This is a genomic window from Pauljensenia sp. 20925_1_34, from assembly GCF_041432775.1.
In the GTDB taxonomy this organism is placed as follows: Bacteria; Actinomycetota; Actinomycetes; order Actinomycetales; family Actinomycetaceae; genus Pauljensenia.
On record NZ_JAPWAG010000029.1, the window covers coordinates 1 to 13,218 of the forward strand.

General features: G+C 65.1%; 12 protein-coding genes and 2 tRNA genes. All 14 read right to left on the reverse strand.

The genetic code is table 11. The features are described 5' to 3' along the window. Window positions 1–145: 145 nt before the first annotated feature. A tRNA-Asn gene (locus O3669_RS09215) sits at window positions 146–217 on the reverse strand. 387 nt (window positions 218–604) lie between these two features. Beyond that, entirely contained in the window at window positions 605–1,117 is a 513-nt protein-coding gene (locus O3669_RS09220; protein ID WP_371524468.1) for a MerR family transcriptional regulator, read from the reverse strand. Window positions 1,118–2,425: 1,308 nt separating this feature from the next. Beyond that, a complete protein-coding gene (gene rplL, locus O3669_RS09225; protein ID WP_296532166.1) occupies window positions 2,426–2,806 on the reverse strand; it encodes a 50S ribosomal protein L7/L12 in 381 nt (126 codons plus the stop codon). 90 nt (window positions 2,807–2,896) lie between these two features. After that, on the reverse strand, window positions 2,897–3,418 hold the full coding sequence (gene rplJ / locus O3669_RS09230) for a 50S ribosomal protein L10 (RefSeq protein WP_009057834.1): 522 nt from the start codon (window positions 3,416–3,418) through the stop codon (window positions 2,897–2,899). Window positions 3,419–3,811: 393 nt separating this feature from the next. Then, window positions 3,812–5,575: an ABC transporter ATP-binding protein gene (locus O3669_RS09235; RefSeq protein WP_371524469.1), complete on the reverse strand. Its 1,764-nt coding sequence runs from the start codon at window positions 5,573–5,575 to the stop codon at window positions 3,812–3,814. A 1-nt stretch (window position 5,576) separates the two neighbouring features. Next, entirely contained in the window at window positions 5,577–7,397 is a 1,821-nt protein-coding gene (locus tag O3669_RS09240; protein WP_371524470.1) for an ABC transporter ATP-binding protein, read from the reverse strand. After that, window positions 7,394–8,851 (reverse strand): ABC transporter ATP-binding protein, encoded by a 1,458-nt coding sequence (locus O3669_RS09245; RefSeq protein ID WP_371524471.1) that lies wholly within the window; start codon window positions 8,849–8,851, stop codon window positions 7,394–7,396. Before O3669_RS09245 ends, O3669_RS09240 begins: the two co-directional genes overlap by 4 nt. Continuing rightward, window positions 8,848–9,624, reverse strand: coding sequence for an energy-coupling factor transporter transmembrane component T (locus O3669_RS09250; RefSeq protein ID WP_371524472.1), 777 nt, complete (start codon window positions 9,622–9,624; stop codon window positions 8,848–8,850). The genes O3669_RS09245 and O3669_RS09250 overlap by 4 nt, the downstream gene beginning before the upstream one ends. Further along, window positions 9,617–10,216 carry an MptD family putative ECF transporter S component gene (locus O3669_RS09255; RefSeq protein WP_371524473.1) on the reverse strand — a complete coding sequence of 200 codons (600 nt, stop codon included), beginning with the start codon at window positions 10,214–10,216 and terminating at the stop codon, window positions 9,617–9,619. The genes O3669_RS09250 and O3669_RS09255 overlap by 8 nt, the downstream gene beginning before the upstream one ends. Window positions 10,217–10,404: 188 nt before the next feature. Further along, the gene (rplA, locus tag O3669_RS09260; protein ID WP_371524474.1) at window positions 10,405–11,112 is read right to left on the reverse strand and encodes a 50S ribosomal protein L1; all 708 of its coding nucleotides are present in this window, start codon (window positions 11,110–11,112) and stop codon (window positions 10,405–10,407) included. Between the two features lie 69 nt (window positions 11,113–11,181). Continuing rightward, entirely contained in the window at window positions 11,182–11,613 is a 432-nt protein-coding gene (gene rplK / locus O3669_RS09265) for a 50S ribosomal protein L11 (protein ID WP_371524475.1), read from the reverse strand. Window positions 11,614–11,774: 161 nt separating this feature from the next. Then, window positions 11,775–12,563, reverse strand: a complete 789-nt coding sequence (nusG, locus tag O3669_RS09270; RefSeq protein WP_371524476.1) for a transcription termination/antitermination protein NusG — start codon at window positions 12,561–12,563, stop codon at window positions 11,775–11,777. 76 nt (window positions 12,564–12,639) lie between these two features. Continuing rightward, a complete protein-coding gene (gene secE / locus O3669_RS09275) occupies window positions 12,640–12,936 on the reverse strand; it encodes a preprotein translocase subunit SecE (protein ID WP_295921235.1) in 297 nt (98 codons plus the stop codon). 34 nt (window positions 12,937–12,970) lie between these two features. Then, a tRNA-Trp gene (locus O3669_RS09280) sits at window positions 12,971–13,043 on the reverse strand. Between the last annotated feature and the right edge of the window lie 175 nt (window positions 13,044–13,218).

The window sequence follows — 13,218 nt, forward strand, 5'->3', positions numbered from 1 at the left end:
ATTTTGACCCTTAACCCCGAAAAGGCACGCGCTAATCAACAACACCATGACGAGGGTCCCCAGCCACTCCGGCATGCCTAGCGCCCCCGATCTCATCACGCATATCAACAAAAAGCCCCGAGTCTGTGAGGACTCGGGGCGTCTGCTCCTGCGACTGGATTCGAACCAGTAACCGTCCGATTAACAGTCGGATGCTCTGCCGTTGAGCTACGCAGGATTGCGACAAGAGAAGATATTAGCAGGGCGCCTACGAAGCTGGCAAGCCAGAAGACGCCATCTTGAGTATGCACCGCGTCACGCCTCATGTTCGAGGCCACGGCTGGCTCGGAGTTCAGGCGCCCCCTCGCGGAGCGCCTCCGGGAATTGCCCCGGGCCGACGGCGACGGGGCGTGCGCATGCGGATAGGTAACGCGCTTGCGGATAGGTTAGCCGCTTACGGATAGCTTATGAGCCTATCCGCATGTTCGTAACCTATCCGCGTGTGCAGATCCTATCCGCGTGGGCTTCCCGCGCGGACCCGGCAGCACCTGAACCGCGCTGCCCCAAGGACTGGCTGACGGCCACGACACCGACGCACCCCGCCAAAGCCCTCGTCACCAGCGCGTCACTCCCAGACTGGATTATCCGTGTCGACGCCGCTAGCGCGCGCCACGTGCGCGATCGCATCCGCAAGCCACTGGGCGAAGCCTTCCTGCTGCGCGTCGTAATGCGAGCGGAATCGCTCGTCAGTGATGTACGCGCGCGAGATCAGGTAGTGCTTGGCGGGGGTGACGGGAAAGAACTCGCTCAGGGCATGACGATGGGCAGCGACGAGGCCTGCCGCCGTCTCGCGACGGTGAGCAACAAGCCTTTCTCTTTGCCTCTTCAGGTGTTCGACTGCCGTGTCTCCAGAATCGAGCAGAGACTTAATGTCGATGAGTTTCATCCCCGTCGCCCGGTAGATGATGATCCTCTGGACGCGCGCGCAGTCCCCAGCCGAGTACAGGCGATAGTTCGACCAGCTGCGCTGCGCGGGTGAGAGGAGCCCCAGCGCCTCCCAGTGGCGCAAGGTACGGACCGTCACCGCGAAACGCCGCGCAACGTCGCCGACGGTGTAGAGAGTGCTGTCGTTGCTCATGAGACCGATTCTGAACCCTGACGCAGCGTCATGGTCAAACGGAAGAGAGTTTCCGTGTCGTGGCCACATGGAAGAACACGCGAAAGAACGCGGGCCCGCCGATCGGCCACGTGGATGCCGCTGACCTGGCAGCTGGCGATCCGGATAGGTTACGACGATCCGGATAGGTTACGACGATCCGGATAGGTTAATAAGCTATCCAGATGCTCATAACCTATCCAGATAGTAACAACCTATCCACATACGCAGCTGGATTCAGCCACGGTGGCCGACTTTGGGGACCTTCACGCAATGGGTCTGCAGTTTGATGACTACACCGCCTCAAGTCGCGGGCTGACCGCCGCCAATTGGGGGGAATCGCACCACGAGAACCGCGACACGCCGCCTGCACGCTGACAGACAGCTCCTCATGCTGCCAAACCCCCATCACCACCGGTGCGGAGGCCACCGGAGAGACCGGAGAGCCTGGCTGCGGTGCCCGTGGGTGGCGGCGGGGCCGGGTTATAGGACATTTCGTGTTGCTGGGGTTAGTCCCAGGTGTTGTGGTAGGGCTTGGCCGCGATGACGGCGGGCGATGGCAGGCCGGGCCCAGACAAATTTCGCACATAATTTAAGACGGTAATTTTTCGAGACCGCGGGAAAACGTTGCAATTCCAACGATGCAAATGCAATGTTTGAAGGAGCCGCAGGGGAATTACGTGCGAGTTTACTGAGTATAGGTGCTAGAAGACCAGGGTTCTAGGACAAAACGTGTTGGTTGGGGGTAGGCCACAGGTGTTGTGGGAGGGCCTGGCCGGGCTTCGAGGCGACGCGCCGAGCGAAGCTCGCGGCGCGGACGGCGAGCGGGCGGGCCGCCGCCCACGGGCGCACCAAGCAGCCCGGCCCACGAGACAGGCCACGCGGCGCCCGGAACACCAGCGGCACCACAAGCAACAAAACAGGAAGGCAAGGGCGCCAGAGGGACCTACCATGGCGCCGGAGAGTCCGGAGAACCTGGCTGCGGTGCCCGTGGGCGGTGGCGGGGCCTGGCCGGGCTTCGAGGCGACACAAGCACCGACGGTGTGGAGGGAGCCGGAGAGTCCGGAGAACCTGGCCGCGGTGCCCGTGGGCGGCGGCGGGGCCTGGCCGGGCTTCGAGACGACGCGCCGAGCCGAAGGCTCGCGGCGCGGACGGCGAGCGGGCGGGCCGCCGCCCACGGGCGCACCAAGCAGTCCGGCTCGAACACGCGGAAACCCCGCCCCGCAGATGCGGGACGGGGTTCGCCCACCCAGTCGGGTGGAAGAGTCTGAACGAGTCAGACGGGGAAAGTCACTTAAGGGTGACCTTGCCGCCGGCCGCTTCGATCTCAGCCTTGGCCTTCTCGGCGTCTTCCTTCTTCGCGGAGGGGAAGATGGTGGAGGGCGCGGAGTCAACCAGGTCCTTGGCTTCCTTGAGGCCCAGGCCGGCCAGGTTCTTGACGACCTTGACGACGGCGATCTTCTTGTCACCGGCGGACTCGAGGACGACCTCGAACTCGTCCTTCTCTTCCTCGGCGGGGGCGTCGGCGGCCGGGGCGGCAACGGCGACGGCTGCGGGGGCAGCGGCCTCAACGTCGAAGGTCTCCTCGAAGAGCTTCACGAAGTCGGAGAGCTCGATGAGGGTCATTTCCTTGAAAGCTGCGATGAGCTCGTCATTGGAGAGCTTAGCCATGAGTGGCATCCTTCCTAATTGGCCTGCACGAGTGCAGATTGTTGGTTTGTTTCACGCAGCCGGTGGCGGCGTGGAACATGGCCTGTCTCGTCAGGCCGCCTCGCTCTGCTTTTCGCGCAGAGCATCGATGGTGCGCACTGCCTTGACGGGCAGAGCGTTGAATGCGAACGCCGCCTGACCAATCTTGGCCTTGAGGACGCCTGCGGCCTTGGCCAGCAGGACCTCGCGGGACTCGAGATCGGCAAGCTTCTTGACACCCTCGGCGCTCAGGGGAGCGCCGTCCATCGCGCCGGACTTCAGCACGAGGGCGGGGTTGTCCTTAGCAAAATCACGCAGGGTCTTGGCGGCCTCAACGGGCTCGCCGGAGACGAAAGCGATGGCCGTGGGACCCTTGAGGTCCTCAGCCAGGAAGTCGAGGCCGACCTCCTTGGCCGCCAGGCGCGCCAGCGTGTTCTTTGCCACGGCGTAGGTCGCGTTCTCGCCCAGGCCGCGACGCAGCTGCTTGAGCTGGCCAACGGTCAGGCCGCGGTACTCGGTCAGCAGGACAGCGTCGGCTGCGCGGAAACGCTCCACGAGCTCGGCAACTGCTGCCACCTTGTCGGACTTCGCCATGGTCCTCCTTCCAGATACGTGACCGTGGGTAAGAAAAAACCCGACACGCAGGTTCGTGTCGGGCGTACGCTCGGTTGCAGCTGGGCTGCTCACTCACCTGCGTTGGATTTTCCTCCACTAGCGTGGACACCAACGGTCTTCGGCACGGATCAGCTTAACAGGGCGGGCAGGCGCACGCAAGCATGGCGGCGCGTTTCACAGACGAGGCCGGGGCCGGCCGCGCGCTCAGTCCGCCGCTGGGCAGATGCGCGAGGCCGGGGCGGGCTTGCGGGGCGCCCCGGGAGGGATGCACCTGGCTGGGCCGGTGTTCGCGTGCTGGATGTGTGAACACGACACATGAGCTCGCCGTCCGGAGATGCGCATTGGGGCCCCGGCCTCGCGGCGTGATAGCCGTCAGACGAGCGTCCACCCCGATGCCCGCGAGCGCGCGTCCCAGAAGGCCCGGTACTGGCCGTCCGCCTGCGAGTAGAGCTCTGCGTGCGTACCGATCTGTGCGACGCGGCCGCCCTCGTCGAGGACGACGATCTGGTCGGCTGCCGTGATCGTGTCGAGCTTGTGGGCGATGACGATGAGTGTCGCGTCGCGTCGCAGGGCGGCCATGGCGTCGGTGATGCGTGATTCGTTCTCGGGGTCGAGGGCGCTCGTGGCCTCGTCGAAGAGGACGACGGGCGCGGCTTTCAGGAGGGCTCGCGCTATGGAGACGCGTTGACGCTCTCCTCCGGACAGCGCGCGGCCTCCCTCCCCGACGGGGGTGTCCCAGCCGAGCGGCAGGCGTTCGACGATCTCGTCGACTCCGCTCAGGCGGGCCGCTTCCTCAATGTCCGCCCGGGTAGCGTCGGGGTTGCCGACACGTACGTTGGCCTCGAGAGTGTCATCGAAGAGGTAGACGTCCTGGAAGACGAGGGACAGCTGCGCCATGAGGTCGGCGGTCTCCCAATCGCGCACGTCGCCAGCTCCCACGCGGACGCTGCCCGCATCCACGTCGTAGAAGCGTGCGATGAGGCGTGCGATGGTGGTCTTGCCACAGCCCGAGGGGCCCACGATCGCGGTCATGGTTCCGGGGTCCACGCGGAAGGAAACGCCTTGCAGGACCGGGCGGTCGGCCTCGTAGGAGAAGGAGACGTCCTCGAGGGCAACAGACGCGCCCGACGAGGCCGGGGCCTCGTCCGCGCGTCGCACGCCCTTGGGGGCGGGCAGTTCGGGTGCGGAGAGGATCTCGTGGCTGAGGTCCAGGACGGGGCGCCGGGTTTCGAACGCGGAGGTGAGCGTCCCGATGTCGACAAGGATCTGCGTAAAGCGCAGCAGCAGGCCGATGGACACGACTGCCTCCACCGGGCCGACGGTCCCAGCGACCGACAGCCAGCCAATCGCGCAGATGAGCGTCACGACGACCGTCTGGGCGGCCATGCCGTTGACGATCTGGCCAACCGTCTCCCTCATGAGTGAGCGTCGCGCGGCCACCCCGTAGGCGTCTTCGGCCCGCTGGAGGGGCTCGTAGGAGGCGGAGCGCCCGCACGCGCGCAGGGCGCCCTGCTTGGTCGCGTATTCGACGATGCGGTGGGACAGCTCGCGGGCGGGCGGTTCCTTGAGGGCGGCCCCCGACTGCAGGCATCGACGTGCCACCCACACTCCCCCGCCGATGACCGGGATCGCTGCCACGCACACCAGTCCGAGGACCGGCGAAAACACGGTGATGCCGACGAGCATCGTCGCCGAGGTGACAATCGCGGCGATGAGGGGCGAATACATGTGCGCGAAGATTTCACCCAGAACCATGAGCTCGCGCGAGACGAGGCGCGACGTCTTTCCGGCCGTGTCCGCGCGGAAGGACCCGAGCGGCAGGGACGCCACCTTGTCGCCGATCGCACGGTGCATGTTCGACAGGAAGTCGAAGGCCACCGAGTAGGAGCGCATGGCGAGCAGGTACTCGACGACAAAGGAGGTAAGGGCGCACAGAGCGAGCACAACGAGCCACGATCCCAGGCGCATACCCCACGCGGGCGCGCCCGAGGTCAGGGCAATCGCAGCCGGGATGAAGGCGACCAGGGAGACGCCGCGCACCGCTCCGACGACACAGGACAGCACGGTTGCTTGAACGAAGTCGGCTCGTCCCTGCTCGGAGAGGGGTTCGCGCAGCCGGGGGATGAGGTCGAGCATGTCAGTGTCCTTTCGCGGGCGCGCTCATGCGACGCATGTAGGGATGATCGGCGAGCTGGTCGGGCGTGCCCAGCGCGATGAGACGACCAGCGTCGAGGATGGCGATCTGGTCAACGCCGGCGATGGATGCGGCGCGGTGTGCGATGACCAGGACCGTCTTTCCTTGAACGAGGCGGGTGAGGGCTTCCTGAATATCGGCCTCGGCTTCCGGGTCGGTAAAGGCGGTGGCCTCATCCAGGACGAGGATGGGGGCATCAACGAGGAGGGCGCGCGCAATCGCTATGCGCTGCGCCTGGCCACCGGAGGGGTGGGCGTCCTCTCCGATGACGGCGTCGAGGCCTCGGGGCAGGGAGCGCAGGTAGTCGTCGATGCGCGCGGCCCCGGCGGCCGCCCACACCTCTTCGTCGCTGGCGCCCGGAACCCCCAGCGCGATGTTGTCGCGCACGGAGATGTCAAGGAGCTGCGGGTCCTGGAGGACGAAGGAGACGTGGCGGTAGAGAACGTCGGGGGCAATGTCGCGAGCATCAACACCACCAATGCGCACGCTCCCACGCTCCGGGTCGGCGAAGCGCGCGACCAGCGTCGCGAGCGTCGATTTTCCCGAGCCGGAGGAACCCACGAGGGCGGTCACCGATCCCTCGGGGATCGTCAGGCTCACGTCATCCAGCGCGAGGGTCTCTCCGTAGGAGAAGGAGACGCCATCAATGTTGATGTCGGCTCCCGTCGGCACTGAACTCCCTTCGGCGGGCAGCGGATCCACGGAGAGCAGGTCCACGATTCGCAGCGCTGCGGCCCCGGCGATCTGGTAGGCCCACGTCGTCGTCCCCAAAACCTCGATGGCCGCCGGGATGACGAGGGCGATGAGCGCGCAGGTGATGACCTGGACCGGACTCACGATGCCCGAGGCCGCGAGCGCAGAACCGCCCGCCGTCGAGACGAGCAGGATCAGGGAGGGAGACACGGTCGCCTGCCCGAGCGCGGAGCCTTTCAGCAGCGGGCCGCACCAGTCGACGTAGAAGCGCGAGAAGTCCTCGGCAGCCCGGGTGAATCGCTCGTGTGAGCGTCCGACGGTTCCGAAGGCCTTGACGACGCTGATGCCGGACACGAATTCGACCATCGTCGACGAGACGCGCGAGAGGTGTCGGTCCATCTGCGCGGTTTTCTCCCCCATGCCTCGCATCATCCACGCATTGAGGAGTCCATAGAGGGGCAGCGTCGCGATCGAGAGGAGCCCGAGCCGCCAGTCGACGACGAAGGCGTAGATGAGCAGGGAGACTGGCGCGCTGATTGCGGCCGCGGATTCGACGGGCGCGTGTGCGATGACCGTGTGTACGTCGTGTGTGTCGTCCTGGATGGCCTTGCGCACGGCCCCCGAGTTCGTGGAGGTAAACCAAGCAAGGGGCGCGGCGGCTAGGACACTGACCATGCGGGAGCGCACGATGTGTCCAAAGCGCACGTCCGCGAAGTGGGTGACGGCCAGCGCGACGAAGTAGATACCGTATCGAAGGCCAAAGGCACCGGTCAGCCACATGAGCAGTGTCATCACCTCGGCGCGATCAGGCGAGGCACCCGAGCGGGCCGCCTCCAGCAGCACCTGCCCGAGCTGGACGAGAACGACGTAGGGGGCGACCGCGAGCGCACCGTAGAGGAACCCGAGCACTCGGGCGACCATCATGGACCCACGGATGGGGGCGGTCAGTTCTTTGAAGGCGCGTTGGCCCGCCAGGTGAGCCGCGCGCGGGTCTTCCATGCGCGATCCGTTGCTATGCGGGTCACGTGGGGACGAGGCAGTGGTGTCCTCGCGTTCGTCGGTGTCGTTCATTGGTGGTCTCCTTCGCAAGCATGCTTGGCGCCCATCGGAGTGAGCGTGATGAGTTGGTCCGCGCAGGCCGAAGCGAACTCGCCGTCGTGGGTGACGACGATGACGGCCGCGCCTTCGTTCGCAATGCGGCGCAGGGTGGAGGTGATGGAGTCGAGGTGCCGGGCGTCGACGCCCGACGTAGGTTCGTCGAGGATGACGATTCGGCGCCCAGTGGCTCGCGCAGCTGCGATGACGAGGCGTTGCTTCTGTCCTCCCGACAGGCTGAGGGGATGTCGGTCCCCCAGGTGAGCGAGGTCGAAGTCGGCCAGGAGCTTCTCCCCGGCCTCGCCGCTGGCATCCGACGCGCCGATTGTCAGCTCGCCCTCGAGCGTGTCAGAGAACAGCTGGCGTCCGGTGTCCTGCATGACGAGCGCGCACGCCGCTCGGCGCTGTCGACGATTGGTTGCCTGCCCGTCCAGGGTGATCGTCCCGGAACCGGGGCCGGCCAGTCCGCACAGCACGCGCACGAGGGTCGTTTTCCCGGCGCCGTTCTCTCCAGCGATGCAGGTGATCTGACCTGCCGGAAAATCCGCGTCAAACCCCTCGAACACGGGAGTTTTCCCATAGGAGAAGCTCAGGTCCCGGCAGGACAGGCGCGCTCCCCCATCAGGCGAGGACTCATTCTCGGAGTCCCGGGAGGTCACCCAGGCCTCGGGCGGGCCGGGATCCACGAGGGAACGCAGTCCGAGCGACTGTCGCAGCGCATCATCCATCGCATAGAACTCCTCACCACTCCACGCACGCGTCACCTCCCCTCCCTCCATGAGGAGAACCTGGTCGGCAAGCCCCCGCAGGAAGTGAAGGCGGTGCTCGACGACGACGATCGTCATCCCCTGCTCTTTGAGGATTGTGAGAGCGCGACGCACGTCAGCGATGGCGTCGGGGTCCAAGTTCGACGTCGGTTCGTCGGCGAGGAGGACCGGCGCCCCGGAGGCAAGCGCGCAGGCGAGTGCTACTTTTTGGAGCTGCCCACCCGACAAGCTCGACAGTTTCCTGTCCATTAGGTGCGAGATACCCATGAGCTCGGCGGCACGTGTGCTGGTCTCGATCAGAGCCTCTCGATCGCGGCCATAGTTCTCCCCGCAGAAGGCCAGCTCCTCGGCGACGGTGTCACAAAAGAACTGTGTGCGCGGGTTCTGGAAGACCGACGAGCACAGGTGTCCGACCTCCGTGAGGGGGACCTCGGCGAGATCCCGTCCATCGATCCGCACCGTCCCCGACAGGTCCCCCGGCGTCATCTGCGGAATGAGGCCGGTCAGCGCGCGCATAAGCGTCGACTTTCCACAGCCGGAGGAGCCACACACGAGGGTGAGGGTGCCCGGCCCGGCGGACAAGTCGACTCCGGTGAGCGCGTCGACGCGATCTCCCGTCAGCTCACTGACGTAGGAGAACGACAGGGATTCAACATCAATCACGGTAGGACTCCCAGGTACGCGCAGAGCTCGATGACAATGACGCCAGCGACGCACACGAGAGCGAGCGCGTCCCAGACGCTGGCCCGCAGCCGCGTCAGTGAGGTGGGAGGCGTGGGTCCCCCCAGGCCTCGGATGACGCTCGACGCCGCCAGGTCGTCGGCCACGCGCGCGATGGAGGACAGCAGAGGGACGAGGAAACGCTCCGCGATCACGAGGGGGTGGCGCAGAATACCGCGTATGCCGAGGTCGACGCCCCGCATCTCCATCGCCTCGCGAATGGCGACCGCCTCCGCCCCAACCGTAGGGATCACACGGAACGCAACGGCGAGGGCGTCAACGAAGACGCGCGGCAGGTGAACCGCACGCAGTGCCGCTTTCATCTGACCGATCCGCGTCGTGCGGTACACGTAGAGGGCGAGGCCGAAGCCCGCGAAGAAACGCGCGAACCAGAATGCGATCGCGCTGCACGTGCCGATCACGAGGACCACGCCACGCGGCGACCCCATGCCCTCAAGCCACGCGACGAGGAGGGGCGAGCCGAGGCTGAATGCGTCGCAGACGAGGCACCCGAGCCCGGTGCGCACTGCGGTGGTGACACTCACCTCCCACGCGAGGGCAAGCACTGCGAGGAGCTGCACAGCCAGCAGCGTGGATGTGGGGCTCGCGCGCATGACGAGCGCATTGAGGACGAGGAGGGCCAGAAGTTTTGTACGCGGATCAAGCTTGCTCGTCGCCTCGCCGGGGGCGGCCTCGGCGAGCGAGATCTCAGGCAACGCCGGCCTTCGCGAAGTGCTTGCGCAGCAGGAAGCGCCCGATGAATCCACCGATGCACGCGACGATCATCGCGACGACAACCCAAGCGCCGATAACGGCGGGGCTAAAGAGCTCACGCATAGCATTCGCGTAGTCCTGGCCCATCTGGGACGCAACGTCCTCGTAATAGGGATCCGGAGCGAAGAAAATGGGGGCGAGCGGACCGATCATCCACAGGGAGAACAGCATGTATGCGGCGATGTTTCGAGGGGCACTGACGTAACCGCCACCGCGCGCGATGAGATCCCCCAGGAAACCGAGGATCAGGGTAACCGGAATGGTCACCCACGCGTGCCCGGTCACCACCATCAGGAAAGCGATAATGGCTCCCATGACCGTGAGCGTGCCGAACATGCGCGAACGCACCAGCATCAGCATGACGACCGATCCGTTGAGCAGCAGTCCGACGATCCAGCCGACAAACATGAATGCGGGCCCGAAGAAGCCGAGCATTCCCGAGCACCACATGAGGACGAAGTAGACGGCGGTGAAAGCACCAATCGTGACGGCCGAGCGCGCCTTTGTGACGCCCGAACCCGCAACCTGAGACATTTTCGTGACCCTTCACGAACATAGGATTATAGAAGCGAATTAAGGGTACCCTATTTAGCGCCCAGACTATGTGACCTATGTCCCTTATCGCACGTTCAGGCCCGGATAGACGAGCCGTAGCCCCACAAAGGCGGGGCCCCGCGCAGCGGTGCTGCGCGGGGCCCGGATGCTTCATCAGCGAGCGAGGCTCACTTCTCGATGAGGTCCTTGACCTTGGTGACATCCAGGGGGATGCCGGGGCCCATCGTCGTGGCGACGGCGCCCTTGAGCAGGTAGCGGCCCTTGGCGGAGGTCGGCTTGAGACGCAGCACCTCGTCCAGGACGGAGGCGTAGTTCTCGGTCAGCTGCTCGGCGGTGAAGGAGGCCTTGCCGACGATGAACGCCAGGTTGGCGTGCTTGTCGACGCGGAACTCGATACGGCCGCCCTTAATCTCCTTGACAGCCTTGGCGACGTCCATGGTCACGGTGCCGGTCTTGGGGTTCGGCATGAGGCCACGGGGGCCGAGGATACGGCCGAGGCGGCCAACCTTGCCCATCAGGTCGGGGGTAGCAACGGCGACATCGAAGTCGGTGTAGCCCTTGGCAACCTTCTCGATGAGCTCGTCGCCGCCGACCTCGTCGGCGCCTGCGTCGATCGCTTCCTGAGCGCGCGGACCAACGGCGAAGACCAAGACCCGGGCGGTCTTGCCGGTGCCGTGCGGCAGGGAAACGGTGCCACGGACCATCTGGTCCGCCTTGCGGGGGTCGACACCGAGTCGGAAGACGACCTCAACGGTCGAGTCAAACTTGGTGACGGTGGTCTCCTTGGCCAGCTTCATGGCCTCGAAGGGGGTGTACAGCACGTCCGCGTGGACCTTCTCGGCCGCTGCGCGGTAGCTCTTGGAGCGCTTGGTCATTCTGCTTCTTCTCCTTGCAGTCGTGGGTGTCGGGCAGCGCCTGCCCTACCACGGGGGGGTTGGTTGTTGTCAGTCCTCGACGGTGATGCCCATGGAGCGGGCGGTACCGGCGATGATCTTGGCGGCGGCGTCGGCGTCGTTGGCGTTCAGGTCGGCCATCTTGGCCTCGCCGATCTCACGAGCCTGAGCCATGGTGATCGAACCAACCTTGGCGGTGTTCGGGGTGCCGGAACCCTTCTGGACGCCAGCAGCCTTCTTGATGAGCTGAGCGGCGGGCGGGGTCTTGAGGACGAACGTGAAAGTACGGTCCTCGTAGACGGTGATCTCAACGGGGATGATGTTTCCGCGCTGCGATTCGGTGGCCGCGTTGTACGCCTTGGTGAACTCGACGATGTTCACACCGTGCTGGCCCAGTGCGGGGCCGACGGGGGGTGCAGGGGTGGCTGCACCGGCCGCGATCTGAAGCTTGATCAGGCCGGTGACCTTCTTCTTCTTTGCCATGAATGCGGGTCTTTCTACTGAAGTTCTGGCCGACGGATGCCGACCAGGGCGGAGCGTCAGGGGCGGACCCACTGGGGCTCAGTGGGCACAGTGCACCCAACGCACACAAATATGCATGATAACTCCAACCCGGCCTCGTTCCCAAGTCCGGGTGGGTGACATCACTGCTCGAGCTTCTCCACCTGGTCGAAGCCGAGCTCGAGCGGCGTTTCGCGCTCGAAGATGGTGACGAGCACCTTGAGCTTCTGGGTTTCGGGCATAATCTCGGAGATCGTGGCCGACATGGTCTCGAAGGGGCCGTCGGTGACGGTGACGATCTCGCCGACCTCGAACTGGGTCTGGACGGCCTGCACGGGCGCGGGCTGATCCTTGGCGGCCTCGGCAGCTTCCTCGAGGACGTTGGGCGTCAGGAGCATAACAACCTCGTCGATGGACAGCGGCACCGGGTTGTGCTGGTCGCCCACGAAGCCGGTGACGGCGGGGGTTTCCTTCACGACGCGGTAGGAGGCCTCGTTGAAGTCCATGCAGACGATCGCGTAGCCGGGGATGCGCACGTGGCGCACGCGCTTCTTCGCGTTGCCGCGGTACTCCATGACGTACTCGTCCGGAACCTCGACGGCGAAGATGTAATCTTCCATGTTCTGCGTCGTGATGCGCTGCTCAAGGTTCGCCTTGACCTTGCGCTCGTGGCCCGAGTAGGTGTGGATGACGTACCAGTCGCCGGGGGACATGTAGAGCTTGCGGCGCAGCTTGGCGATCGCTTCCTCTTCCGGCGAGGCCGGGGCTGCTTCTTCGGGGGCGCCATCCTCGGCGGCCTCGTCCTGGGAGGCCTCCTGCTCAGGAGCCTCAACCTCAGCGGGGGCGTCGGCGGCGGTCTCTTCGGCGGGCGCCGCGGCGGCATCCAGCTCGGTTTCGACGGTCAGGTCTTCGGTGTACTTGTCGTCACTCACGACTATTCCTCCTGGAAATGGGGCCGGACCGTGAAAGAAACCCGCCTGCAGGTTCCTGCGGGCGGGTTCGTCGGTCTCAGCCGAAGATCAATGCACTTAGCTTACCGAATCCGAAGTCGAGTAGGCCAGCGAAAAGCATGATTGCGGCGACAAACACAACGACGACAACGAAGTACGTCCAGGTTTCCGAAGCGGTGGGGTAGGTCACCTTCTTCATCTCGTCGATGACCTGCTTGATGAAGAGGAAGATGCCCGCGAAGAAACCAGGCTTCTTCTTCTGATCCTTGACGGCGTCATCACGCTTGCGCGTTGCGCTCGTCTTCGTACGATCTCGGCGCGAGGATTCGACGTCCGAGGCTTTTTCTGCGGCCATGGGAATCCTCCTGCGAAAATATAAGCCTTATCCGCAGGGCAGGCGGGACTCGAACCCACAACCGCCGGTTTTGGAGACCGGTGCGCTACCAATTGCGCCACTGCCCTACGCAGGAAAACCTGCCTGAGAAACATTAGTGGATACCCTGCGACTTTGTCCAACCGAGTGTGACCCCATCTCCACACAAACCCCGGAATCTCAACCAAGGCCTCGTAAATGAGAGGTAGCCCACGTGCGCATTGCGGGGGCGAAAACCCGCGCGGGCGCGCGACGTGGGACCAT